Raw genomic sequence first — 24,366 nt, 5'->3', positions numbered from 1 at the left:
GGAAGGGGATGCAGATGGCAGAAGAAAAGCGGAAAACTGACGCGCCGCAAGGCCAACCTGTCGAATCGACAGCAAAATCGGACCGACGGCAGGAAGCGGAACGTCTGCTTGGCGGTAAAGTCGGTATCGGCGCTTACATCGCGTTGATTGCGGCCATCATTTTTTTCTCTGGCATTTTGATGAAAGTCGACGGTATGAAATGGTTGAGCGCGTTTGACTATACGACCTTGATCGGTAAGTACGGTACGATGAAAGTACCGGAAAAAGCGACTTGGCTCGGTATGGGCGGTTTTTCCGCGCGGCAAGGCTTTTTATTCGCGCTTTCGTTGGCGCCGTCCGTAATGCTTGCATTGGGCGTGATCGAAGTGCTTGCGCAATACGGCGCGATTCGCGCGGCGCATAAGTTGATGACGCCGCTGTTGAAACCGATTTTAGGCTTACCGGGATTGACGGGGCTGGCGCTGATTACGGACTTGCAGAGTACGGATGCCGGCGCGGCGCAGACGAAGGAATTATTTGATGAAGGCTTGATCAATGATAAGGAACACACGATTATGACCGCCTGGCAGTACAGCGGCGCGGGCATGATCAGTAATTACTTCGCGACCGGATCGGCGGTATTTGCGGCATTGACCGTGCCGGTTATTTTGCCGCTGGGAATTATTTTCGTCATGAAGTTTGTCGGCGGCGCATTTGTCCGCTTTATGTTAAATACGGTTTACGGAAAGGATTTTGCCGATGAATAACATGAATACGCAAAGTAAAAATCCTTTTGACGTATTCGTCATCGGGGCTCGCAAAGGTTGGAACATCGCGGTCAACAACATGATCCCGAACGTCTTGATGGCGTTTGCGATCGCGCACATTTTGGATCTTCTGGGCGTGCTCGATTTCATGAGCGCGATTTTCGGACCGGTCATGGGGATCTTCGGCTTGCCGGGACAGGCTGTCATGGCGCTTTTGACGGCGTGGCTTTCCATTTCCGCCGGCGTCGGCATGGCGGTATCGCTCGCGGGGCAGGGCCTTTTGAGCGGCACGCATTTGACGATTTTATTGCCGGCGATGGTTCTGATGGGATCGCAGCTGCAGTATATGGGTCGACTGCTCGCGGTCGCCGATGTCAAAAAGAAATACTGGCCGCTGTTGATGCTGACCAGTATCATGAATGCCGTAATTGCCATGTTCATCATGCGCATACTGGCGTAACGACAAATAAAAAAGCACACCGAAAGGTGTGCTTTTTTATTGCGTTATTTGGCGTGTTTTTCCCGCGCTTCGTCAAGCAGAGCGATCGTTTGATCGGTCGAGAGTACCTGGCAATAAATCAGATTCATGATTTTCAGTTCCGCGTCGTGAAGTTCCTGCGTCGCAGCCGCGCACGCATCTTCTACGCAAATGACTTGGAAGCTGTCGTCCGCTAAGCCGCGCACCGTTCCGGCGACGCATTGGTCGGTGACGATGCCGCCGACGACCACCGTTTTAATGCCCATATTGCGTAAAATACGGCAAATATTCGTGCCGGTCGTCACGCTGTCGGTCGTTTTGTTGAAAACGAGCTCATTGTCTTGCGGGGTGAGTTCTTCCACCATCGCGGCTTCCGTCGAATCCGCGTGAATGAAGATGCCGTTCCAGCCGTCCGACTTCTGGACGGTTTCCCGATCTTCGCCGTCGGTCAACAGGCAGGCGATTCGCCCGAATGTGACGCGCAATTCATGGTCGCGGAAATAATCGAGCAGGCGTCGCGCGTTGGGGATCGTCGTCGTTTTCAAACGGTCGCGGAAATACTTCCAGCGATCCCATGTGCCTTCTTTTTTCAATTCCAGCGCTTCGCCCATTTCGTCATGGGCGAATTCGTTTTGCAGATCGACGAGCAGCAAGGCCGTCGTTTTCGGATCCAGATTGAGCTCCGGATAGGTTTCGACGTCCTGGTAGTAAAACGAACGGTACTTCGGATCCACTTGAATTTTCATGAAAGACCTCCTTAAATAATATGCACTTCTTTATTACCAATATTACTTCCCAAAGGAAATGACAGCCTGATTGAATTTTTCCGGCTGTTCAAAGAAAAAGAAATGACCGGCATCGGTAAATTCTTTATAATCGCCGCGCGGCAACAAGGTCGTGATGTGCTGACCCTGCGTGACGCCGGCGGGGAAGACGTGATTGTCCGAACTCATGACAAGTGTCGGTACGCTGACGGTTGGCAAGACCGCGGAAAAGTCATTCGTCAAATAATCGTTGTAAATCGCGACCGCGCTCCATGGAGCGGCGGCGCGCATGTCTTCGAGGGCGAACGCCACATCGGCGGGCGGCTCTCCGTGCCAACATTTACGGAAAAACGCTTCGGTAAAACCGTCGCGATCGTTGAGGTATTGGTTGACCTGCGCATTCCATTGATCCGCGTTGAAACCTTTCAGCGCATGACTGTTCCAACGCTCGGGACTGTAGGGGAACGGCGTCATATCGATCAGCAGTACGCCCGTGACGCGGCCTTCCGTACCGAATTGGTCCCAGTAGGAAAGCACGGTCGGTCCGCCGAGCGACCAGCCGCCTAAAATGACGTCTTGCAAACTGAAATTTAAAATAATTTCGTGAATGTCAGCCGCATATTGACGGATCGTGTGCCCCGCCAATGTTTTCTGGGAGCGACCGTGACCCCGCAGGTCCCAGGTGATGACCTGAAAGTGGCGATTGAGTTCGTCACGATTTTTTTGCCAGCAGCGACCGGAACAGAGCCAGCCGTGACACAACATCAGCGGTCGGCCTTGGCCGGAAATCTCCACGTAGAGTGACGTGCCGTCTTTGGTCTTGAAATACAGCGATCCGTTTTTCATCCTCCACCTCCGAAATTACTTTAAACTGTCATATGCGGCCTGCCAGCTTTGTGTTCGAATACAGGCTTCGGCCGCGAGGTCATGTTCCATAAAACCGTTGGACCGATACCAGGCAATTTGCTTAGCGATATCATCGGTTGCAAGTTTACCGTCGCGATCGATGTAGGGAAGACTGCGACTGACATCGGCGGCCGGCGTTTGCGTATACCGGCTGATGATTTCGACCACTTCGCGAAAACGCGCGTCCGTTTCCAGACGTTTGGCCGGCGTCATCACCGGTGCGTCGGCGAACACCGCATCATAGTAGTCTCTGCAGGCGCGGATATACGCTCGCATAAAACGCTTCCCGGCGTCATTGTTTTGGGCAAAACGCGGCGCGTAAAAAACGGCTGAGGTCTGATAGGTCAAGCGTTCTCCCACCGGCGTCAGCAATTTTACCTGACCGCTTTCCAACAGCTGGGAGGCAAAGGGCTCATTGACAATCGCGCCGTCAATTTGTCCCGATGTCAGCGCCGCTAAAACGGCACTGACTTTGCCGAGATTCGCATAATTTACCGCGGCGCGATCCAAGCCTGCCTGCTCCAGCAAATGACCTGCCATATACTGGTAAGTGGAACCCGCCTGCGTATTTCCCAGCGTTTTTCCCGCCAGATCTTTCACCTCGTGCACGCCCGCCGCATACGCTTGCGCCGTCACGACAAGAAAGCTGCCGGAGTGTTCGGGAACTTCCCGACCTTTATCGGCGACAAGATAGGGAACCTGCCCGGCCGCCGCCAAATTGTAAAGACCCGCCGTCAAACCGGTAGCGCCCACGTCAATGGCGTTCGATGCCGTCGCGACAGCGATCGGTTGCGCCGCGTCAAACCAGACCGGTTCCGGCGCAATGCCCTCCTCCACGAAATATCCTTTTTCGATGCCGATGAAAAGCGGCGCGGAACTGGCCAGCCGCAACATCCCCACTTTGACGGGGATTGGCGCCGCGGAAGGGGACGCGGACTCTTGGCCGCAACCCGCCAGCATCAATACTCCCAAACAAAGCGCCAGCAGGCGCCACAGGATTTCTTTCATAATACCCCCTTACTTTATGTTTATTATACCATTCTTGACTCGTCAGTGCGTGTGAAAAGCATATTTACTATAAGCGCAGGCCAAATACGATTCGTTTGGTCGTAAAACGATATTGATATTATCGCGAAAGTATCATAAACAGGCAGTCAGCGTGCGCGTTTTTCGGTCCGCGAATCGACTACAAAAAATGTATAAATAAAATCTGCCAAGCAAAAATATTATCTCTGCATCGCGTCCGCACCAAATATCGTATTCTGCTCAAAATTGATTCAACACCAAAGACGAGTATTCGAAAGCTTTACAGAATACCGTCAGTCATGCGGCCGGGAGATTTCAGAAGAAGTTTCTTATACAGTAAGCAGTATGCATTTCTGCGGAGCATCAAAAATAAATTTAAGTCTTGACGTATCATGATGCTTTCTCTATAATTAACGGGAAAGATTTATAAAAATGTAAAATGTTGTTAGACTTTATTGCACCTAATTGAGAATGAAGAGTAGAGGAGTTTATTTTATGAAATTAAAATCCGCAACATTATTGCTCGTGTTGGCGGGGATGGTAAGCGCGCAGGCCGCGCAACCGTTCGGTGATGTAACGCCGCAGGATTGGGCGTATCAAGCGGTGCAGCAGCTGGCTGCCGAAGGGATCATCGAAGGATATCCCGATCAGACGTTCCGAGGAGAAAAGGCGATTACCCGTTACGAAATGGCGCAACTGGTCGCCCGCGCAATGGTCAAAAAAGACCGGATGAATGCTGAACAGCAGCAACAGCTGCAACAACTCGAAGCGGAATTCGCGAATGAACTCAGCAGTCTCGGAGTTCGTGTCAGCGCGCTGGAAAAGCGCGTCGGCAATGTGAAAGTCAGCGGCGCGGTTCGTTTGTCCTATCAGACCGGCGATTCGGATATTCGTGACGGTTACGGCAGCGGTGATGACCGCGTTGAAGCAAAAGCCGATATTAAATTAGCTGCCAGCGTCAGCCCGCGAACCACGGTAACCACGGTTTTGGAATCGACGCACGCTCTTAACGGCGAACCGTACACGGACGCGGGGTATGCCGGATTTAAAGACTACAATAACTATGATAATCTGGAAGTCAAATATCTTTTTGCGCAGCATCATTTCGATAAAGGCTCGCTTGTTTTCGGTAAATACCGCGCGGACTTGGGCGTAACCGGTATTTTCTACAATGATGCGTTCAGCGGTGTCGGCCTGACTTTGGGCAACCCGACAAAGGGCAGTCATGTTAAAATTTCCTACGGGCACGTGCAGAGTCTGGACATGCCGTTCGTTCACCCGATGCTCGTCGCTTACGGGATTCAGAGCCGCGAGGATCATTCGGCGTTTACACCGGAATCGTTATTCGTCGAATATGCCTATCACCAGCAGCGTAAAGTCGATTTTACCGCTTGGCATTTACAACCGAGCAGCAAAACCGGCGAAGTCGTTAAAGTGTACGGCGTGGGGCTTTCCGTTTGGCCGCATCCGTTCGTCAACATCCACGGCGATTACATTTTGAACAACGCGAAAGACATAGTCAATAACGAAAAACCGAAAATCTGGACCGCCGGCGCGTCTTTCGGTATCGCGCACCCGGCGTATCCGCACTCCTTCCAGGTCGGTCTGGATTACTTCTCCAGCGATGCCGGTTCGTACTTCGGCGGCAACAAATTGGAAGTACTGCGTCCGTACCTGAGCGGCATGCAGAAACAGGATGCTCACTTCCTGCAAGGTGACTCATGGAAACCGGCGGGCAACCCGATCTATGATGGCGCGCAGGCGCAAGTCAAACAGCAGTTGGAATCGATTTACGGTAACCAATCGACCGCGTCTTACTTCGCCGACATGATGGCGGAATGGACATTCGATCCGAAAAATGCGCCGAAATATTTCCGTCAGAACTATACTCAAAAACACGGCGGCGCGGAAGGCTGGATGGCCAGTCTCAAATATGTACCGGTGAAAAACGTGTACATGGAAGCGTTCTACGTTTTCGATGCGAAAAATAAAGCGGGCGCAAAACTCGATGATACGTTCCGCATCCAGGCGACCTATCTCTTCTAACAGAACAAAAAGCGGCTTCGGCCGCTTTTTTGTTGCGTGCGCGATGCTACTGATTTTTGTCAAAATGTCGGTTGTAAAAGAGAATGCAAAAGCGCGTTAAAAGACTGTCAAGTAAGGGAAACGGAAGATGGAACACGCCGCTCCGTGTTATAATACACTCGAGGTGATGAAGTGAATCCAAATATTCGTATGTTGGCGATCGACATGGACGGCACGCTGTTACATGACGACACGACGATTTCGCCATACACACATGACATATTGACGCAGGCACTGGCGGCCGGCGTGCGGGTAGTCGTGGCGACAGGGCGCATGTTTTGCTCGGCGCGACAACTGGCGACCGAACTCGGACTGGGAGATGTGCCTCTGGTCACGTATTCGGGCGGACTGATCGCCAAGTGCATTTCCGGTGAAATTTTATATCACACACCGATCCCGCTGGCCACCGCGCGCGAAATCGTGGCGACGGCGCGCGAGTTGGACGCGTTTGTGCATGCGTACGTGCATGATGAATTGTGGGTGCGCTTTCGCGACCGACGCGTCGATGAGTATGAGAAACACAGCCGCATCGAAGCGAAAGTTATCGGTGCTGAAATGGATGCGCTATCGGCTGCGCCGACGAAACTTTTGATCAACGAACCCGATCCGCAAAAAATCGCGCGCATAGCCAAGGTATTGCGGGAAAAATTTACCGGTCGGGTGCACTTTGTACAGTCGTCGCCGATGTTCTTTGAAATGGTGGCGCCTCACGTCAGCAAAGGGGTCGCCGTCGAGCAGTTGGGACTTCGGTACGGTATCGGCATGGGGCAGACGATGGGATTCGGCAACGCGCAAAATGATTTTGATCTGCTGCGCGCGGTCGGCTGGCCGGTGGCGGTCGCCAACGCCGTGCCGGAACTCAAAGCGTTAGCGGGGTATATTGCGCCGAGCAACAATGAAGACGGCGTCGCGAAAACAGTCGCGAAATATGTATTGGAGGCAACTGATGGCCGGTGATTTTCAGCTGATTATTATGACGGGCATGTCCGGCGCGGGAAAATCGCGCGCCCTCCAAATTTTAGAGGACATGGGTTACTTTTGCGTGGATAATTTGCCGCCGGTACTGATTCCGAAATTCGCGGAAATCTGTCGCGAAGGCGGTCCGAAAGTCCAGCACGCGGCGTTGGTCGTCGATATTCGCGGCGGTGAATTTTTCGCGTCGCTCGTGGACGCGCTGCAACAATTGGCGGCGGGCGGTTACCATTACCGGCTGCTCTTTTTAGACGCGACGGATAATGTGCTGGTGCGCCGCTATAAGGAAACCCGTCGGGCGCATCCGCTGGCGCCGCGCGATCGCATTTTGCAGGGTTTGCAAAAAGAGCGGGCGCTTTTGCGCGGCATTAAGGAGCAAGCGAACTCGGTGATTGATACGAGCGAACTTTCTCTGCAGGGATTAAAGGGTCTGTTGCAGCAGCAGTTTAAAAACTACAGCACGGCGGAAGGCTTCAACATTACGGTAGTATCGTTCGGATTTAAGTTCGGAACGCCGCTGGATTTGGATATGATGTTGGATGTGCGTTTCCTGCCGAATCCTTTTTACTTGGAAGAATTGAAGCACTCGTCGGGACGGGTGCCGGCGGTGAGCGAGTATATCGGCAAGTGGGATGTCACCAAGGAATTCATGCAAAAGCTTACGGAATTGGTCGATTTTCTCACGCCGCACTATGAGCAGGAAGGTAAACAACAGTGGATTATCGGCGTCGGCTGTACCGGCGGCCTGCATCGTTCCGTTTGGGTAGCCGAAGCGCTTTTCCGTCACTTTAAAGAAGCGGGTTACAGCGTGTCGACGGAGCACCGCGATTTATTTAAAAATGACGTGCACGAGGATTACGCGCCGGCAAAGGAGTAGCTTATGTGGTATTCGGCATGGCGCTGGCTCTATCCGGGGCTGCGCATCAAACGTTGGGTCCTGCTCTTTTCGGTAGGACTTTTGCTCTTGGTCTTAGGTCTGACAACAATTATTAACTACCAGGTTTTCGGCGTACTGGAAGAATTTTTGTTCCGCGTTCTTTACGAGACGACGGGACGTTACAATTACACATTGCTCGCCGGCGTCGGGGCGATCCTGGTCATCGTCGGCGCGCTGGTCATGATTTTCTCGTTCCAGCGTTTGATGCAGCGTATTTTGCAGAGTATCGCGCCGGAAGGATCCGGCAAGGTCAGTCAGATGATGTGGGAGCGCGCGCGGCGGGATCGTGGTCCGGCGATCGTCTCCATTGGCGGCGGTACCGGCCTTTCCAAACTGCTGCGCGGTTTGAAAACGAAAACCTCGCATTTGACAGCGATCGTGACTGTCGCCGACGACGGCGGTTCATCAGGACGTTTGCGCGAGGAAATGGATATTATCGCGCCGGGCGATTTGCGTAACTGCCTGGTGGCCATGGCTGACAAAGAAAGTCAGATGGAATATATTTTCCAACACCGTTTCGGCGGCACAGGGGAATTGGCCGGACACAGTTTGGGGAATCTTTTCCTGGCGGCATTAATGGAAGAATATAAGGATCCCGTTTTGGCGCTCGAAGCGGCGAGCGAAATTTTAAATGTACGCGGGGAAGTGGTACCGGCGACGACCGAGCCGGTGCGTTTGCGCGCGGAGATGACCGACGGCGTCTGTGTGCTCGGCGAATCCGAAATTCCGGAATACGGCGGGCGCATTCAGCGGTTGCATATCTTACCGGATATGCCGCAGGCGGTGACGGCGGCCTTGGCGGCGATCGAAGCGGCCGATGTCATCACGCTTGGTCCGGGGAGCTTGTACACGAGTGTTTTACCGAATCTTTTGGTGCCGGAAATTGCGACCGCCTTACGACGCAGCGATGCCACCAAAATTTATATCTGCAACGCGATGACCCAACCCGGTGAAACAGACGGCTATACGGTAGCGGACCATTTGCGGGCGTTGATCGATCATATCGGGCCGGGAGTGGCGGATTACGTCTTGGTGAACGATTACGCGCCGGCCGGCGAAGTGCTCGAACGTTACGCGGCTATGGGTTCCTATCCCGTGGTCTGCGATACCGAAGCGGTGCATGCGCTGGGCGTCAAAGTCGTGCGCGCGAAACTGATCGCGGACGGTATGACGGTAAGCCATGCGCCGGACCTGGTCGCCGATGCGATTGTGAACATGGTGCACGCGGTGCAGTCGGATCTTCATCCGCAATTATTGGATTACTATTTCGATCGCAGTTTATAAGCGTCAGAAAGGAGGCGGCGATGTCCTTTGCCGAACAAGTAAAAGACGAATTGGCGCGGGTGGTACCGACGGAAGTCGATGCCCGTCGCGCGGAACTCACCGCCTTATTGCGCATGGGAGGTTCGCTCGTCATGGGGAACGGCGGCGCGGGCATTCGGTTTGTGACGCATCATAATCCGACGGCGCGCAAAATGCTGACCTATGTCAAAGCAACGGGCGGTATCGTGCCGCAGGTGATGGTGCGGCGCGGCAACAAATTACGCAAGAAAAATGTCTATACATTGACGATTTTACCCGGACCGGTCGGCCAGCGTTTCCTGGAAGAATTGGGATTGCTGCCCGTGACCGAGATCCGTGACGATGAAATGTTTCGCGGTCGGGAAGTTCGGCGCGCCTACTTGGCCGGCGCTTTTTTGGGCGGCGGTTCGGTCAATCGTCCGCAAGGCGATTACCATTTGGAGTTCGTCACGGAGTCCGTCGCTTTCGCGAAAACCTTGGTGCGCATGCTGAAAACGTTTCGTTTGCAAGGGCGCATCGTCGAACGCAAAGACGATTACATCGTTTATCTCAAAACGGGAGAAAGCGTGGCGCGGTTGTTGCAGATTATGGGCGCGGATCAGGCGTTACTGGAATTTGAAAATGTCCGCGTGCTGAAAGATATGCGGAATCAGGTCAACCGCGTGGTCAATTGCGAGACGGCCAATTTGCAAAAAACGGTAGACGCCGCGGTACGGCAACTGCGTGACATCGAACTGATCCGCAGTATGCAGCCGTTGCACACCTTGCCGCCGCGTTTGAAAGAAGCGGCGGAACTTCGTTTGGCGCATCCCGATGTACCGCTTCGGGAGCTGGCGGGCTATACGGATAAAAAAATGACAAAATCAGGATTGTATCACCGATTCAGAAAATTGTCGGATCTTGCAGACGCCTTGCGGGCCCAAGGTCAGGACAGGGGGAAATCATGAAGCAAACCTGGAAGAATTGGCTCAATATCGTCGGCGGGATGCTGGTCGCGTCGTTCGTCAACGGTCAGGTAGAAGCGTACCCGGATGCGGAATTGTCCGCCTGGCAGGCGCCGTATGAAGGGGAAGAGCAGACGGCGACACGCAGGGATAACAGTGAGACTTTAGTATTTTCCGACAGTCCGGAGTATGTCAAGGGGGAAGGTCTGCTTTGCCAAGGGACGATTGACGGCCATGGACGGCTGTACTTTTACCATGTCAACGGATCGCCGCGACCGATGCAATTGGTGGTGTATGCGCTTTCCGAAACCACCGGCGCGGTGGTCGGCGTGACGAGGGAAGTAGTCGGCACGCCGGACAGCTTTTATACCCGCCACGGTCGGGAAGTATCGCGCAAAGAACTTTTCGCACCGGCAGCGCAGCGCGTATTGCGACTGACGGAAGGGCGGCCCGAACTGTTGCTCCAAGAAGAGCGGATTGTCGTGCAGCCGGGCGAATTGATTTCAGGCATTTTGGACTTGGAAACGTCAGCTCCCGTAAAGGTGCGAGTCGCCATGCTCGGCACTTCGCGCACCGCCTTGCACCGCTTGGCGTACTTATCGCCCTTAGAACACGATGCGTCGCATGACCGCGGCACATTCCCCGCTACGGCGCGCGAAGTCAAGCCGGCACCGTATCGTCCGGATCGTGACGGCATGCGTGTCATTCATTTGGCCGACGGTACCCGCGATCCCTACCTCATCGGACGCGATGAAATCACCGGACGCGAAGTGACCTTACGCGGCAATTACGGCATGACGTATACCATTAAAATTCCTCTGATCGGATTGGGGCCGGTGGATCTCTTTTTCAATCCGCAGGGAGGCGGTTATGCCGGCGATATGGCGATCGAAGCCAACGGTCGTTGGCGGCCGATATCGCTCGCGGGCCATTACCAAAAGCGCGCTATCGGTACCGATACGGTGCGGGATGCGATTCATCTCGGAACGTTTCCTACCGAAACCACGGTGACTGTCACCTGGACGCCGGCGGGGGCATCTTTTCTGCCTGTACGGATATGGCTGGTACCGCACGCCATGGGCGCTTCCCAAGCCGCCCGCGAGCAGGAAGACGATTGACAAAAGAACCGGCAATGAGTACAATAATACAGAAAACATTACCGCTTGCGAGCGGTGGTGAGAGCATCTTTTAAACTGGTCCCGTGAGGCTAGTAAGGGTGGTCGTAGCTGTGTTTGCTATGCAACCTCTTTGTCCCGGGACAAAGAGGTTTTTTTATGAGGAGGCAACAGCATGGTCGACTGGCAAGGTCGTTCGCTGATTGATTTGGCGTCATTTACGGCGGCGGAAATCGAAGCGATTTTGACGCAAGCACTGGCGATGAAAAAATTCATTGCGAGCGGCGCAAAAAAAACGGATTTATTACGGGGCAAAGCGATTGTCAATGTGTTTTCCGAAAATTCGACACGCACGCGCAGTTCGTTTGAGCTCGCGGGGAAATACCTCGGAGCGGATGTCATTAATATCAATAAAAGCACCAGTTCAATGACTAAGGGCGAAAGCCTCCGCGATACGTTGTTGACGGTGGCGGCGTTGGCGGCGGACGCGATCGTCATGCGTCATGAAGCGTCGGGCGCCGCGGCCTACGCGGTGGAAATCGGTAAACGTTTCCCGCATTTTCCGGTCGTCATCAATGCCGGTGACGGTTTGCACGCGCATCCGTCGCAGGGACTTTTGGATCTCTTCACCGTGCGAGAACAGAAAGGCAAGATTAAAGGACTTAAATATGTTATCGTCGGCGATATTCTGCACTCGCGCGTCGCGCGCAGCGATCTAGCCGGCTTTATCAAACTCGGAGCCGAAGTGCATATGGTCGGCCCGCGTACGTTGGTGCCGCGCGAATTCGCCGAGCTCGGCGCGATCCTGCATACGGACTTGAAAGAAGCGCTGCGGGATGCCGATGCGATTCAGATTTTGCGCTTGCAAAACGAACGCGCGGCGGCGGGTTTTATTCCGAATAATCGCGAATATGCGCGGACCTACGGGATCTCGAGCGCGCTGCTGCAAGAGGTGGCGCCGGACGCGATGATCATGCATCCGGGCCCGATTAATCGCGGCGTGGAAATTTCGCATGAATTGGCGTATGCGCAAAACGCCTTTTTACAGACGCAGGTCAAAAACGGCGTATGCGTACGGATGGCTATTTTAAATGAAGTATTGAATGGGGGTAACGGCATTGAAGCGCTTGCTTAAGAACGGCACGATTATTAATCCCGCCGCAGGTCAAAAGGCGGTCGGCGATGTGCTTTTTGAAGACGGTAAGATCCTCAGTGTCGGCGAAACCATTACGGCGACTGACGGCGTCGAAGTGATTGACGTAACCGATTGCTACGTCACGCCGGGTTTGATCGATATGCACGTGCATTTGCGCGAACCGGGGCAGGAAGCGAAAGAATCCATGACAACTGGTACGCAGGCGGCGGCGGCCGGCGGGTTCACGCGCGTCGCCACTATGGCCAATACCACGCCCGTCATTGATGACCTCGTCACTTTTAACGGTGTCAAAGAACGCGCTCGCGCGGAAGGACGCGTGAAAGTGGACATCATCGGCGCGGTTTCCCAAAATTTGGAAGGACGCGTTTTAAGCGACATGGGCGATCTGGCGCTCGCCGGCGCCGTGGCGTTTTCGGACGACGGTCACTATGTGGAAAGCGCGGACTTCATGCGCCGCGCGATGGAATATGCCGATACCTACGGCAAAATGATCATCGACCATGCGGAAGATTGGACGATGGCGGCGCAGGGCTTTATGCATGAAGGCAAAGTCTCGACGGCGCTGGGTGTTGTCGGACGACCGCGCGCGGCGGAAGACATCGCCGTTGCTCGCGACATTTTGCTTGCCGAAATGACGGGCGCGCATATTCATATCGCGCACGTGAGCTCCGCGCATGCCGTGGAACTTATTCGGGCGGCGAAACAACGCGGTGTCCGCGTTACTTGTGAAGTGACGGCGCATCATTTGGCGCTGACCGATGCCGAAATTAAAAATTATGACGCGGCGTTTAAAGTGGCGCCGCCGTTACGCGAAGAAGACGATCGTCAGGCGTTGCTGGCAGCGCTGGCGGACGGCACGATCGATGCGATTGTGACGGACCATTCGCCGCATGCCGATGAAGAAAAAGACGTACCGTTCTGCTGCGCGCCGAACGGCATGAGCGGCTTGGAAACATCGCTCGCCGCCGTCATTACGTACGCGCTTACCCCCGGTCACATCGACTGGGAGCGGCTGGTCGACGCGATGTCCGTGCAGCCGGCGCGACTTTTGCAGCGGGAAGCGGGCGTGCTGAAAGCGGGCGCGCCGGCGGACATTACCGTCATCGCGCCGCAGAGCCGATGGACGGTGGAACCGGAAAAATTATATACGAAATCGCTGTTTTCTCCGTTCGCGGGCAAGACCCTGACCGGTCGCGCCGTGCAGACGTGGGTGGACGGTGAACAGGTAATGCGGGAAGGAGCTGTACGATGAAAGAGGGATATCTGTACTTGGCGGACGGCCGGAAATTTCCGGGTTACCTTGTCGGCGGACACAGTAAAGCGGCGGAAGTCGTTTTTAATACGGCGATGACAGGCTATGAAGAGTCTTATACGGATCCTTCCTATACCGACCAGATTTTAACGTTGACCTACCCTCTGATCGGTAACTACGGTGTCAATCACCACATTTGGCAGGGCGAAAGACCGTCGATTTCGGGCGCTATCGTCTCGGAATTGACGCGTTTTCCGAGTAACTGGGAAAGCGAAGATTCGCTGGGCCGATTTTTCAAGGCGAATCAGATTCCGGTGCTGATCGGCGCGGATACCCGTGCGATCACTCGCGCGATTCGTAAAGAAGGCACACCGATCGGGGTGCTTGCGACAGCCGCGGAAGAAAATTATGTGAAAGAAGCGCTTGCGCATCCTTTGCCGCAGGATCAGATCGCGCGCGTGACAACGCCGGTTGCTTATAAAATGGGCGAAGGCCGGTTGCGTGTTACCGTCATCGACTGCGGTATTAAACGGCGCATGCTGGATCATCTCGTGGCGGCCGATTGCCACCTGACGGTCGTACCGGCGCAGACCAAAGCGGCGCAGATTCTTGCGACCCGACCGGACGGCGTTTTCATCAGCAACGGTCCGGGGAACCCCGCGGATGTGCCCGATACGATCCAAACTTTGCGTGAGCTTGTCGGTAAAGTGCCGATGTTCGGTATTTGCATGGGCCATCAGTTGCTCGCGCAAGCGTTGGGCGCGGTCACGTTTAAATTGCCCTTCGGTCATCGCGGCGCGAACCACCCGGTGATCGATCTTGCCACGAAAAAAATCACGATGACGGCGCAAAACCACGGTTACGCCGTCAGTGAAGAAAGTTTTCCGGCGGAGCTCGTGGTTACGCACCGTTCGTTGAATGACGGTACGATCGAAGGCTTCCGTCACCGCACGCTGCCGATTCAGGGCATTCAGTACCATCCCGAAGCGGCTCCGGGACCGACGGACAACGAATACTTATTTACGGATTGGATGAAAAGCCTGAAAGGAGAACGCGCATGAGTAAAGAAATCAAGAAGGTTCTCGTGATCGGCTCCGGCCCGATCGTTATCGGTCAGGCCGCGGAATTCGACTATGCCGGTACGCAGGCTTGCCTGTCGTTAAAAGAAGAGGGCTGTGAAGTCGTTCTGATCAACAGCAACCCGGCGACGATCATGACGGATACGGATATCGCCGATCGCGTGTACATCGAACCGCTGACGCTCGATTTTGTCACATCGGTCATCGCGCAGGAACGTCCGGACGGGATTTTGGCGACGTTGGGCGGCCAAACGGGTTTGAATCTCGCGATGGAACTTTTCGACAAGGGCATCTTAGAAAAATACGACGTGGAACTTTTGGGCACGCGCATGGACGCGATCCGACAGGCGGAAGACCGCGAATTATTTAAAGAAGCGATGCAGCAAATCGGTCAGCCTGTGCCGGAAAGCCGCACCTGCAACACGTTAAACGAAGCGTTGACCTTTGCGGAAACGATCGGCTACCCGCTGATCATTCGTCCGGCGTTTACGTTGGGCGGCACCGGCGGCGGCGTCGTGCACAACGAAACGGAAATGCGCGAAATCGGTCAGCGCGGTTTGGTGCTGAGTCCGATTCACCAAATTTTGGTGGAACGCTCGGTCGCCGGCTGGAAAGAACTGGAATATGAAGTCATGCGCGACAGCGATGACAACTGCATCATTATTTGTAATATGGAAAATATCGATCCGGTCGGGGTCCACACCGGCGACAGCATCGTCATTGCGCCGAGCCAGACGCTGACCGATAAGCAGCATCATATGTTGCGCACGGCGTCGCTCGATATTATTCGATATTTGGAAATCGAAGGCGGCTGCAACGTGCAGTACGCGCTCGATCCGCATTCGAATCAGTACTATGTTATCGAAGTCAATCCGCGCATGAGCCGCTCGTCCGCGCTCGCATCCAAAGCGACCGGCTATCCGATTGCGAAAGTGGCGGCGAAAGTGGCGCTCGGCAAATCGCTCGGTGAAATCGAAAACGCCGTTACCGGCAAAACGAAAGCGGCGTTTGAACCGACGCTCGACTACATCGTCATTAAAATTCCGCGCTGGCCGTTTGAAAAATTCAATCTGGCGGATCGCGAACTCGGTACGCAGATGAAAGCGACCGGCGAAGTCATGGCATTGGCGACGAATGTCCCCGCCGGCTTGCAGAAAGCGGTGAGATCGCTCGAAACCGGCACGGATTCGCTCTATTTGCCGAAGTTGGAACACTTGTCCCACTACGATATCAAAATGCTTTTACGGCGCGTGGACGATGAACGGCTTTTCGTCATTGCCGAAGCGTTGCGGCGCGGTTTTGACGTGCAGGAAATCCACCACACGACGAAGATCGACCCGTTCTTTATCACGCAGATCCAGCGCATCGTCAACTGCGAACGCAAGCTGATGAACGAAGGCTTGACGCAGGACCATGTGGAATTGGCGAAGTACCTCGGCTTTTCGGATCGCCGCATCGCGCAGCTGACGCATGTGGAAGAAAGCGAAGTAGCCGCGTTGCGCAAACAGAAACATATTACCGCCTCGTATCGCATGGTCGATACCTGCGCGGCGGAATTCGATGCCGCATCGCCGTACTACTACTCGGCGTACGGTGTGGCTGATGAAGTCGCTCCGCAGAAAAACAGCGTTATGGTTCTCGGTTCGGGCCCTATCCGCATCGGTCAGGGCGTGGAATTCGACTACTGCTCCGTGCAGGCGATTCGCGCGTTGAAACGGTACGGTTATCGTTCCATCATGGTCAACAATAACCCGGAAACGGTTTCCACCGACTTTGATATGTCCGACGCGCTGTATTTTGAACCGCTGGTGCCGGAGGACGTTTGCCAGATTATTGAAAAAGAACAGCCGCAAGGCGTTATTACTCAGTTTGGCGGGCAGACCGCGATTAATTTGGCGGGGAAACTCGCGGCGCACAACGCACCTTTGTTGGGGACCGATGTTGACGGCGTAGATCTGGCGGAAGACCGCAAACGTTTCGACGCATTGCTCGAATCGCTCCACATCGAACGTCCGCGCGGTTGTATGGTGACATCGCTTGCGGAAGCGCACGAAGCCACCAAAAAATTGAAATATCCGCTGATCGTACGGCCGAGTTATGTGCTCGGCGGACGCGCGATGCAGATCGTTTACCAACCGCGCGAACTCGATACCTACCTGCGGGAAGCCGTAGTCGCATCGTCCGAGCATCCGGTTTTGATTGATGAATACCTCGTCGGCCGCGAACTCGAAGTCGATGCGCTGTGCGACGGTGAAAACGTCTTCATTCCGGGCATCATGGAACAGATCGAACGCGCGGGCGTTCACTCGGGCGACAGCATCGCCGTATTCCCGCCGCAACATATTGATCAGGCCAAAATCGATGAAGTGGTCGAACATACGGAACGCATTGCGCGCGCGTTGGACATTCGCGGCATTGTCAATATCCAATACATCATTGCCGGCGGGAAATTGTACGTTATCGAAGTTAATCCGCGTTCGAGTCGCACGGTGCCCTTAATGAGTAAAGTGACGGGTTACAATCTGATCGCGCTCGCGACCGGTATTTGCGTCGGCAAGACCTTACCTGAACTCGGCATCACGCCGGGGCTGGCACCGACGCCCGATTATGTAGCGGCTAAAGCGCCGGTGTTCTCGTTCGCTAAACTCGGTCTGGTGGAAATCGCGCTCGGACCGGAAATGAAATCGACCGGCGAAGTCATGGGAATCGGCAAAACGTATTCCGACGCGTTGTATCGCGCGATCGTCGGCGCGTACATGGGCATTCCCGACGGCGGCAATGTGCTGATTACGGTCAGTGACCGCGATAAAGAGGAAACCGCGCAACTCGCTGCGGAGTTTGTCGAACACGGGTACCACATCATGGCGACGCACGGCACGGGCAGCTACTTGGAAGAAAAAGGTATCCCCGTACAAATCGTCAATAAAATGCATGAAGGCGGCGACGTTACTTGCGCGACATTATTGCGCGACGGTTCCGTTGACATGGTGGTCAATACAATCACGTACGGCAAACGTCCGGAACGCGAAGGTTTCCGCCTGCGTCGCATGGCCGTCGAACTCGGTATTCCCTGCGTGACCTCGCTCGACACGATGCGCGAAGTAGTGCGCGTGTTGCGCGAACGGAAAAATAATGATTTGCCGAGCGTCAAAGCCATTCAGGACTACCAAAAGGAGCGGCGTCATGAACGCGCTTGAAGTCGGACCGATTCGGACGAATGAACGCGTTTCTGCCGATATGTATCGGCTGGTGGCGGAACTGCCGCGTTTGGCGCAAACGACACGGCCGGGTCAGTTTTTACACGTGCGCACGGCACGCGGCTGGGATCCGTTGCTGCGGCGTCCGTTTTCACCGTCGCGTGTTGATCGCGAAAACGGATTGGTCGAAATGGTCTATCGCGTTGTCGGCCGCGGCACGGAGCTGATGACGCGGATGCGCGCGGGCGATGAAATCGATGTGCTCGGTCCGCGCGGCACGACATTTACGCTGGACGGAAAAATGTTAATGGTCGGCGGCGGGGTGGGGATCGCTCCGATTCTTTTCGCCGCGCAACAGGCGGCGGGAACCGCTACCGTCATCATCGGCGGTCGCAGTCGGGAAGAACTGTTTTGGCAGGACTATTTTCCCGACACGATCCACGATTTGTTACTGACTACGGACGACGGTTCGGTCGGCCATCACGGCTATGCGGTGGATCTTGTGCCGGCGTTGCTTGCATCCGGCGAGTTTGATCGGGTACTTTGCTGCGGGCCGACTATTTTGATGAGTAAAGTCGCCGCCGCGGCGTATGCGGCCGGTGTGCCCTGCGAAGTTTCGTTCGAACGGCGGATGGGTTGCGGCACCGGCGGCTGCTACGCCTGCGTGTGCGATCGTAAGGACGGAACGCATGCGAAAGTATGTCAGGAAGGTCCTGTTTTTGACAGCCGGGAGGTGATCCTGTGAGCGCGAATATAGCCGTTAATTTTTGCGGGGTCACGATGGCGACGCCGATTATCGCCGCCTCGGGGACGTTCGGATTCGGACTCGAATACGCGCCCTATCTTGACTTGGATCAGGTCGGCGCCGTATCGGTCAAGGGACTGACACGGGAACCGCGGCGGGGCAATGCGGGGGTGCGGATTGCCGAAACGCCGGCGGGGATTCTCAATTGCATCGGTTTGGAAAATCCCGGCGTAGAAGCGTTTTGCACGGATATTTTGCCGCAGATTCACGCCGCGTCATCCATTCGCGTGATGGCGAATATTTCCGGCAATACGGTGGCGGATTACGCGTACATGGCGGAACGTCTGAATGATGAGCCGGTCGATTTTTTGGAAGTGAATATTTCCTGCCCGAATGTGAAAAAAGGCGGGATGAGTTTCGGTGTCGATCCGCACGCGGCGGCGGAAGTGACGCGCGCGGTCAAAGATCACACGCGGCTTCCCGTCGTCGTGAAATTGAGTCCGAACGTGACGGATATCCGCGTCATCGCGAGCGCCGTGGAAGAAGCGGGCGCGGATGCGGTATCGCTGGTCAATACTTTTATGGGTCTGGCGATTGATGCGAAAACGCGGCGGCCGCTGCTGGGCAATGTCACCGGCGGACTTTCCGGCCCGTGCGTTAAGCCGATGGCCTTGCGTTTGGTCTGGGAAGTCGCGCAAACGGTCCATATTCCGATTTGCGGTTTGGGCGGTATTATGACCGGGCTGGACGCTATCGAATTCATGATGGTCGGCGCGGACTGCGTCTCCGTCGGCACGGCGACGATGCGCGATCCGGCCGCCTGCGTAAAAATCGCGGGCGAAATGGCTGCATGGTGCGATGCGGAAGGTGTCAAAGATATTTCGGAAATCGTCGGCACGTTGCGTATTCCGGGTGAAAGCTGAAAAATCCCGTCGACTGACGGGATTTTTTTGTGGAAAGGATATGGCGTGGTAAAAAGTCGCGATACGTGGCCAGACGCATTTAATTTTTTCGCGCGCTATGCTACACTTTTATTATGAAAATCAAAGAAGTCATTATTGTCGAAGGAAAATCGGATATTGGCCGTGTGCGCCGGGCGGTGGATGCGGAAATCATTCCGACATACGGATTTGGCCTGAGTCCGGAAACGCTTTCGGATATTGAAGCGGCGTACCGGCGGTGCGGTATTATTATTCTCACCGATCCGGACGGCGCGGGGGAGCGTATTCGTCGCTATTTGACGCAGCGTTTTCCGGAGGCCAAGCATGCGTTTGTGCCGAAAGAGGACGCGATTGCGAACGATGACTTGGGCATCGAACAGGCGAGCCCCGAGGCTATTCGCAGCGCTCTTCGCAACGTGCGCAGCGTCGCGCCGACGAACGAGGCGCATTTTACGGTAGCGGATTTGTGGGAGGCGGGCGCGGTGGGCACGCATGATGCGGCCGCACTTCGGGCGCGGCTCGGCGCGCGACTCGGCATCGGTTACGCGAATGCCAAACGTTTTTTGGCGCGTCTGAATCATTACGGCGTCACTCGTGAAGAATGGGCGCAAGCTCTTCGGGAGGAGCAGACCGATGGAATATGAACTCGCACGCAAAGGAACGGTTCGTCGCCTGACCGAGCATTTCGGTTTACGCATGCAAAAAAAATGGGGACAGAATTTTCTGATTCATCCCGAGGTTGTTGAAGACATTGTCGACGCGGCGGAACTCGGACCCGATGACCGTGTTTTGGAGATCGGTCCCGGCATCGGCACGCTGACGCAGGGATTAGCGCGCACGGGAGCGCAGGTCACGGCGGTGGAATTGGATCCGAAGCTGCCGGAAATTTTGGCGGAAACGCTCGCGGCGTATCCGAATGTGCGAATTGTCCCGGGAGATATTTTGAAAACGGACGTGCGCGCGCTGATGGGGGATGAACCTTTTACCGTCGCGGCCAACTTGCCGTACTATATTACGACGCCGATTCTGATGTACCTTTTGGAGCAGAAGTTGCCGCTGGTGCGTCTGGTCTTGATGATGCAGCGCGAAGTGGCGGAACGTTTGGCGGCAAGCCCCGGTACGAAAGCGTACGGCGCAATCACGCTCGCGGTGCAGTACTACACGGAAGCGCACGTGCTTTTCGATGTCGAACCGGAATCGTTTTGGCCGGCGCCGAATGTCGTCTCAAGCGTCGTGGAGTTTATTCCGCGCAAGCAACCGCCGGTGGCCGTGCGGGATGAAAAATTGCTTTTCCGTCTGGTGAAAATCGCTTTTGCGCAACGCCGTAAAACGTTTCGTAATAATATAAAAGCCGCCGGCTATGAGTCAGCGACGGCGGATGCGTTGTTGGCGCGGGCGGAGATCGACGGCGGTCGACGCGGCGAAACATTCAGTTTGGAAGAATTCGCGCGCCTGGCCAACGTGCTTTACGAGTTGGAAGAAGCAAAATAACTTTGCGCGTGCTTCGCCATTTTGGCGTAGCCGTAGATATTCGGATGGACTCCGTCATCGTATTCGTTAGGGGCGAGAAGATGGCGGAAATCGAGCGTCGCCTGCGGAAATGCGCGTACAAGCGCGTCACCGTATTCTTGAAACGCGGCGACCGCGTAAGGAAAGGCGGGCGCGCTTTGCCAGCCGGTGTAGATCGCCTCTTTTGTGATCTCCGGCGGAATGCCGATGACGATGGGCAATGCGGCATGAGCGGATGCGAAGGCGGTAATTTTTCGGACGAGCGGTCGGATATTCAGCGGCTGCTCGTTTTCTGCGTCTTGCATGATATCGTTGCTCCCCGTCATTAAAAACAACAGATCATACGCGACGGGTTCGCGCAACGTTCGTTCTGCGCGTTGCAGCACCTGATCCAGTCCCGCGCCGCACATGCCCAAGTTGGTAACCTGCAGGTCCGGTAACGCCGCGGCCAATTTGGTCAGCCAGCGGGAAGGCATCGGCACGTCAAAGCCGTAGGTTAAGCTGTCGCCTGCTGCGAGTAAATGCATAGTTTCACCTCGCGTTCATTGTAGCGGGCATGAATCTCGGTTTCAAGTCGGCGGCTCGTTTTATTTCGTGCTACAATGAGGATAACAAACCGACCTTACGGTCAAGGAGGCGATTTCTATGCGGATAATCTTATTTCTGATCGGCATGGCATTCTTGATGCCGGTAATTTTCATTACGGTTTTGACGGTTTTCTTTTGGAAATATCTGGCGGGCCGAAAAAAATGCTCGCAAGAGGGCTGTGACAAAGCATAATGATGTCGTTTGTGTTACAATAAATATCGATTGTGATGAAGGGTGAACGGAATGAAATTTTTTATTGATACGGCGATTGTGGATGAAATTCGCGCGGCGCATCGCCTGGGAGTGGTGGCCGGCGTAACGACGAATCCGTCGCTGATGGCAAAAGCGGGTCAGGACCCCAAAGAAGTCATTCAGGAAATAGCTTCTTTCGTGGACGGTCCGATCAGCGCGGAAGTATTGGCGGAAGACGCGGACGGCATGGTGCGCGAAGGTCGCGAATGGGCGAAAGTGGCGCCGCAAGTAACGGTCAAGGTGCCGCTTACCGCGGAAGGTTTGGCGGCCACGCGCGTGCTGGCTGACGAAGGCGTCAAAGTCAATGTCACGTTGATTTTTAATGCGAGCCAGGCACTTTTGGCGGCGCGTGCCGGCGCTGCATTTGTCAGTCCCTTCATCGGACGTTTGGATGATATCGGCGCGAACGGGTCTGAACTTGTGCGCACAATTGCGACGATTTTCAAAGAACATCATATTGCAACGGAAATTATCGCAGCGAGCATCCGACGCCCGCTCGATATTACCGAAGCCGCTCTGGCGGGAGCGCACATCGCGACGGTCCCGTATAAAGTGCTTCTGGCGGCGCTCGAACACCCGCTGACGAAAACGGGGATCGCGCGTTTTGCGGAAGACTGGCGGCAAGTGACACAAAAGACAAAGTAGGAGGCGCAAGTCATGGACAGGATTTTGACATTGGAATTTGTACGGGTGACCGAGGCGGCGGCGATCAAATGCGGACGCCTGGTCGGTCGCGGCGATAAGATCGGCGCCGATCAACTCGCTGTTGACGGTATGCGCAGCGAATTTGAAAAAGTGCACATCGACGGTGAAGTCGTGATCGGTGAAGGAGAAATGGACGAAGCGCCGATGCTTTACATCGGTGAAAAGGTAGGCCTCGGCGGTGACGCGGTGGATATCGCGGTCGATCCGCTCGAAGGGACCAACCTGGTCGCCAAAGGACAAAACGGCGCCATTGCGGTACTTGCGATTGCTCCGCGCGGTTGCCTTTTGCACGCTCCGGATATGTACATGGAAAAAATCGCGGTCGGACCGCGCGCGGCCGGACGCATTGATATCAACGCGCCGGTCAAAGAAAATCTGCGCCGGGTTGCGGAAGCGATGGAACGCTCGGTCGATGACTTGAGCGTCGTCATCTTGGATCGGGAACGGCATGCCGATATCATTCGTGATTGCCGTGAAGCGGGCGCGCGAATCCGTTTGATCACGGACGGCGATGTCACGCCGGCGATCGAAGTCGGCATTGAAGGTTCGGGTGTGCATATGCTCATCGGTACCGGCGGCGCGCCGGAAGGCGTCTTGGCCGCGGCCGCTTTGAAATGTCTCGGCGGCGACATGCAGGGACGTTTGGTGCCGCACAGCGATGAAGAAGTACGTCGCGCCAAGGAAATGGGCGTCGCGGATATTCATCAGGTGTTTACTATCGACGACCTTGTGAAAGGTGACGACTGCATTTTCTCCGCCACCGCGATTACGCCGGGCAATATTTTGCGCGGCATTCGTTACTTCGGCGGCGGCGCGCGCACACAGACCGTCGTGATGCGCTACAAGACGGGCACCGTTCGTTTTGTCGATACCATTCACAAATTCGGCAACCGCGGCATGAGCATTAAACTGTAAAAGCAGTCGGTAAATCATAAGTAGTATCCGGGTTTCATAGGAATATAAAAAGGAGCGGCGGGAGTCGCTCCTTTTTCGTATCCGTTTTGTGTTTGCCGAAAATGCGTGGTATAGTGATGAAAAACAGAAGGGGAGTGTTGCAATGAAACCGACACGGGGACAGGCGAAACAACTTTTACTGGAATACACGGACTCCCAGGCGCTCATTCGTCACGCGCTGCAAGTGGAAACGGCGATGTTGCATTTCGCCGATTATTTCGGTGCGGAGGATCGGGAACAATGGGGCGTGATCGGTCTTTGCCATGATTTGGATTATGATCGCTATCCGGATCAGCACTGCACGGTGACGAAGCAAATTCTGGAAAAAGAAGGTTGGGACGAAACCTACATTCGCGCCATTATGTCGCACGGTTACGGCATGGTGACGGATGTCAAACCGGAAACGACGCTGGAAAAAACGCTCTATGCGGTGGATGAACTCACGGGCGTTATCAATGCCGCCTGTCTGTTGCGGCCGAGCAAATCGGTATTGGATCTGACGGTGAAATCGCTCACGAAAAAATTTAAGGATAAACATTTCGCCGCCGGTTGCAATCGTGATGTGATCACACAGGGTTGTGAAATGCTCGGTATGGAGCGCCAGGAATTTTTTGCGGAAACGATCAAAGGTTTACAGGAACGCGCGGAAATCGTCGGCCTGAAAGGAAACATATAAGTCGAAAAAGCGGTGTACACCGCTTTTTTTGTGCGCG

At 54.9% G+C, this 24,366-nt stretch carries 23 protein-coding genes; 19 read left to right on the top strand and 4 right to left on the bottom strand.

Annotated features, from left to right (window positions below; translation table 11 throughout):
• Positions 1-14: 14 nt before the first annotated feature.
• Together KIB08_RS03285 and KIB08_RS03280 are read left to right on the top strand one after the other, a co-directional pair.
• A complete protein-coding gene (locus tag KIB08_RS03285; protein WP_303989563.1) occupies positions 15-746 on the top strand; it encodes a nucleoside recognition domain-containing protein in 732 nt (243 codons plus the stop codon).
• The gene (locus tag KIB08_RS03280) at positions 739-1,206 is read left to right on the top strand and encodes a YjiG family protein (protein WP_303989560.1); all 468 of its coding nucleotides are present in this window, start codon (positions 739-741) and stop codon (positions 1,204-1,206) included. The genes KIB08_RS03285 and KIB08_RS03280 overlap by 8 nt, the downstream gene beginning before the upstream one ends.
• A gap of 44 nt (positions 1,207-1,250) precedes the next feature.
• Here the strand turns inward: KIB08_RS03280 and KIB08_RS03275 are convergent, their stop codons facing one another.
• The 3 genes from KIB08_RS03275 to KIB08_RS03265 are packed head-to-tail and all read right to left on the bottom strand — an operon-like array spanning position 1,251 to position 3,902.
• Entirely contained in the window at positions 1,251-1,970 is a 720-nt protein-coding gene (locus tag KIB08_RS03275) for a cysteine hydrolase family protein (RefSeq protein ID WP_303989557.1), read from the bottom strand.
• 42 nt (positions 1,971-2,012) lie between these two features.
• Positions 2,013-2,834: an alpha/beta fold hydrolase gene (locus tag KIB08_RS03270; protein WP_303989555.1), complete on the bottom strand. Its 822-nt coding sequence runs from the start codon at positions 2,832-2,834 to the stop codon at positions 2,013-2,015.
• A 15-nt stretch (positions 2,835-2,849) separates the two neighbouring features.
• The gene (locus KIB08_RS03265; RefSeq protein ID WP_303989552.1) at positions 2,850-3,902 is read right to left on the bottom strand and encodes an ABC transporter substrate-binding protein; all 1,053 of its coding nucleotides are present in this window, start codon (positions 3,900-3,902) and stop codon (positions 2,850-2,852) included.
• 513 nt (positions 3,903-4,415) lie between these two features.
• Between KIB08_RS03265 and KIB08_RS03260 the strand changes: the two genes are divergently transcribed.
• From KIB08_RS03260 to rsmA, 14 genes are all read left to right on the top strand, one after another.
• Positions 4,416-5,966 (top strand): S-layer homology domain-containing protein, encoded by a 1,551-nt coding sequence (locus KIB08_RS03260; RefSeq protein ID WP_303989550.1) that lies wholly within the window; start codon positions 4,416-4,418, stop codon positions 5,964-5,966.
• 171 nt (positions 5,967-6,137) lie between these two features.
• The gene (locus KIB08_RS03255; RefSeq protein WP_303989547.1) at positions 6,138-6,962 is read left to right on the top strand and encodes a Cof-type HAD-IIB family hydrolase; all 825 of its coding nucleotides are present in this window, start codon (positions 6,138-6,140) and stop codon (positions 6,960-6,962) included.
• A complete protein-coding gene (gene rapZ / locus KIB08_RS03250) occupies positions 6,952-7,854 on the top strand; it encodes an RNase adapter RapZ (RefSeq protein WP_303989544.1) in 903 nt (300 codons plus the stop codon). The genes KIB08_RS03255 and rapZ overlap by 11 nt, the downstream gene beginning before the upstream one ends.
• A 3-nt stretch (positions 7,855-7,857) precedes the next feature.
• On the top strand, positions 7,858-9,198 hold the full coding sequence (locus KIB08_RS03245) for a gluconeogenesis factor YvcK family protein (RefSeq protein WP_303989541.1): 1,341 nt from the start codon (positions 7,858-7,860) through the stop codon (positions 9,196-9,198).
• Between the two features lie 20 nt (positions 9,199-9,218).
• A complete protein-coding gene (gene whiA, locus KIB08_RS03240; protein ID WP_303989538.1) occupies positions 9,219-10,163 on the top strand; it encodes a DNA-binding protein WhiA in 945 nt (314 codons plus the stop codon).
• Positions 10,160-11,278, top strand: coding sequence for a hypothetical protein (locus KIB08_RS03235; RefSeq protein ID WP_303989537.1), 1,119 nt, complete (start codon positions 10,160-10,162; stop codon positions 11,276-11,278). The genes whiA and KIB08_RS03235 overlap by 4 nt, the downstream gene beginning before the upstream one ends.
• A 172-nt stretch (positions 11,279-11,450) precedes the next feature.
• Positions 11,451-12,410: an aspartate carbamoyltransferase catalytic subunit gene (locus tag KIB08_RS03230; protein WP_303989535.1), complete on the top strand. Its 960-nt coding sequence runs from the start codon at positions 11,451-11,453 to the stop codon at positions 12,408-12,410.
• On the top strand, positions 12,394-13,683 hold the full coding sequence (locus KIB08_RS03225; RefSeq protein WP_303989752.1) for a dihydroorotase: 1,290 nt from the start codon (positions 12,394-12,396) through the stop codon (positions 13,681-13,683). The genes KIB08_RS03230 and KIB08_RS03225 overlap by 17 nt, the downstream gene beginning before the upstream one ends.
• Positions 13,680-14,744: a glutamine-hydrolyzing carbamoyl-phosphate synthase small subunit gene (carA, locus tag KIB08_RS03220; protein ID WP_303989532.1), complete on the top strand. Its 1,065-nt coding sequence runs from the start codon at positions 13,680-13,682 to the stop codon at positions 14,742-14,744. The genes KIB08_RS03225 and carA overlap by 4 nt, the downstream gene beginning before the upstream one ends.
• The gene (gene carB / locus KIB08_RS03215; protein WP_303989530.1) at positions 14,741-17,959 is read left to right on the top strand and encodes a carbamoyl-phosphate synthase large subunit; all 3,219 of its coding nucleotides are present in this window, start codon (positions 14,741-14,743) and stop codon (positions 17,957-17,959) included. Before carA ends, carB begins: the two co-directional genes overlap by 4 nt.
• On the top strand, positions 17,946-18,704 hold the full coding sequence (locus KIB08_RS03210; protein WP_303989528.1) for a dihydroorotate dehydrogenase electron transfer subunit: 759 nt from the start codon (positions 17,946-17,948) through the stop codon (positions 18,702-18,704). The genes carB and KIB08_RS03210 overlap by 14 nt, the downstream gene beginning before the upstream one ends.
• A complete protein-coding gene (locus KIB08_RS03205) occupies positions 18,701-19,627 on the top strand; it encodes a dihydroorotate dehydrogenase (protein WP_303989525.1) in 927 nt (308 codons plus the stop codon). Before KIB08_RS03210 ends, KIB08_RS03205 begins: the two co-directional genes overlap by 4 nt.
• A 113-nt stretch (positions 19,628-19,740) precedes the next feature.
• Positions 19,741-20,289, top strand: coding sequence for a ribonuclease M5 (rnmV, locus tag KIB08_RS03200; RefSeq protein WP_303989522.1), 549 nt, complete (start codon positions 19,741-19,743; stop codon positions 20,287-20,289).
• Positions 20,279-21,136 carry a 16S rRNA (adenine(1518)-N(6)/adenine(1519)-N(6))-dimethyltransferase RsmA gene (rsmA, locus tag KIB08_RS03195; RefSeq protein WP_303989519.1) on the top strand — a complete coding sequence of 286 codons (858 nt, stop codon included), beginning with the start codon at positions 20,279-20,281 and terminating at the stop codon, positions 21,134-21,136. Before rnmV ends, rsmA begins: the two co-directional genes overlap by 11 nt.
• Here the strand turns inward: rsmA and KIB08_RS03190 are convergent.
• Complete coding sequence (locus tag KIB08_RS03190; RefSeq protein WP_273259587.1) at positions 21,112-21,681, bottom strand: SGNH/GDSL hydrolase family protein; 570 nt, start codon at positions 21,679-21,681, stop codon at positions 21,112-21,114. The genes rsmA and KIB08_RS03190 overlap by 25 nt on opposite strands.
• A gap of 304 nt (positions 21,682-21,985) precedes the next feature.
• Here KIB08_RS03190 and fsa point away from each other — a divergent pair, with 304 nt between their 5' ends.
• The 3 genes from fsa to KIB08_RS03175 all read left to right on the top strand — a co-directional run bounded on the left by fsa (position 21,986) and on the right by KIB08_RS03175 (position 24,329).
• Complete coding sequence (gene fsa, locus KIB08_RS03185) at positions 21,986-22,639, top strand: fructose-6-phosphate aldolase (protein ID WP_303989514.1); 654 nt, start codon at positions 21,986-21,988, stop codon at positions 22,637-22,639.
• A gap of 12 nt (positions 22,640-22,651) precedes the next feature.
• Positions 22,652-23,614, top strand: coding sequence for a class II fructose-bisphosphatase (gene glpX, locus KIB08_RS03180; RefSeq protein ID WP_303989510.1), 963 nt, complete (start codon positions 22,652-22,654; stop codon positions 23,612-23,614).
• 142 nt (positions 23,615-23,756) lie between these two features.
• A complete protein-coding gene (locus KIB08_RS03175; RefSeq protein WP_303989507.1) occupies positions 23,757-24,329 on the top strand; it encodes an HD domain-containing protein in 573 nt (190 codons plus the stop codon).
• Positions 24,330-24,366 lie beyond the last annotated feature (37 nt).

Source organism: Negativicoccus succinicivorans (assembly GCF_018372215.1).
Taxonomy (GTDB): Bacteria; Bacillota; Negativicutes; order Veillonellales; family Negativicoccaceae; genus Negativicoccus.
The sequence above is the reverse complement of the archived record's forward strand: the minus strand, read 5'-3'. Positions and strand labels throughout refer to the sequence as shown.

Bases quoted from the DNA above. Each gene is read 5' to 3' on its own strand.
- KIB08_RS03285 (WP_303989563.1), top strand. From the start codon at position 15: ATGGCAGAAGAAAAGCGGAAAACTGACGCGCCGCAAGGCCAACCTGTC.
- KIB08_RS03280 (WP_303989560.1), top strand. From the start codon at position 739: ATGAATAACATGAATACGCAAAGTAAAAATCCTTTTGACGTATTCGTC.
- KIB08_RS03275 (WP_303989557.1), bottom strand. From the start codon at position 1,970: ATGAAAATTCAAGTGGATCCGAAGTACCGTTCGTTTTACTACCAGGAC.
- KIB08_RS03270 (WP_303989555.1), bottom strand. From the start codon at position 2,834: ATGAAAAACGGATCGCTGTATTTCAAGACCAAAGACGGCACGTCACTC.
- KIB08_RS03265 (WP_303989552.1), bottom strand. From the start codon at position 3,902: ATGAAAGAAATCCTGTGGCGCCTGCTGGCGCTTTGTTTGGGAGTATTG.
- KIB08_RS03260 (WP_303989550.1), top strand. From the start codon at position 4,416: ATGAAATTAAAATCCGCAACATTATTGCTCGTGTTGGCGGGGATGGTA.
- rapZ (WP_303989544.1), top strand. From the start codon at position 6,952: ATGGCCGGTGATTTTCAGCTGATTATTATGACGGGCATGTCCGGCGCG.
- KIB08_RS03245 (WP_303989541.1), top strand. From the start codon at position 7,858: ATGTGGTATTCGGCATGGCGCTGGCTCTATCCGGGGCTGCGCATCAAA.
- whiA (WP_303989538.1), top strand. From the start codon at position 9,219: ATGTCCTTTGCCGAACAAGTAAAAGACGAATTGGCGCGGGTGGTACCG.
- KIB08_RS03235 (WP_303989537.1), top strand. From the start codon at position 10,160: ATGAAGCAAACCTGGAAGAATTGGCTCAATATCGTCGGCGGGATGCTG.
- KIB08_RS03230 (WP_303989535.1), top strand. From the start codon at position 11,451: ATGGTCGACTGGCAAGGTCGTTCGCTGATTGATTTGGCGTCATTTACG.
- carA (WP_303989532.1), top strand. From the start codon at position 13,680: ATGAAAGAGGGATATCTGTACTTGGCGGACGGCCGGAAATTTCCGGGT.
- carB (WP_303989530.1), top strand. From the start codon at position 14,741: ATGAGTAAAGAAATCAAGAAGGTTCTCGTGATCGGCTCCGGCCCGATC.
- KIB08_RS03210 (WP_303989528.1), top strand. From the start codon at position 17,946: ATGAACGCGCTTGAAGTCGGACCGATTCGGACGAATGAACGCGTTTCT.
- rnmV (WP_303989522.1), top strand. From the start codon at position 19,741: ATGAAAATCAAAGAAGTCATTATTGTCGAAGGAAAATCGGATATTGGC.
- rsmA (WP_303989519.1), top strand. From the start codon at position 20,279: ATGGAATATGAACTCGCACGCAAAGGAACGGTTCGTCGCCTGACCGAG.
- KIB08_RS03190 (WP_273259587.1), bottom strand. From the start codon at position 21,681: ATGCATTTACTCGCAGCAGGCGACAGCTTAACCTACGGCTTTGACGTG.
- fsa (WP_303989514.1), top strand. From the start codon at position 21,986: ATGAAATTTTTTATTGATACGGCGATTGTGGATGAAATTCGCGCGGCG.
- glpX (WP_303989510.1), top strand. From the start codon at position 22,652: ATGGACAGGATTTTGACATTGGAATTTGTACGGGTGACCGAGGCGGCG.
- KIB08_RS03175 (WP_303989507.1), top strand. From the start codon at position 23,757: ATGAAACCGACACGGGGACAGGCGAAACAACTTTTACTGGAATACACG.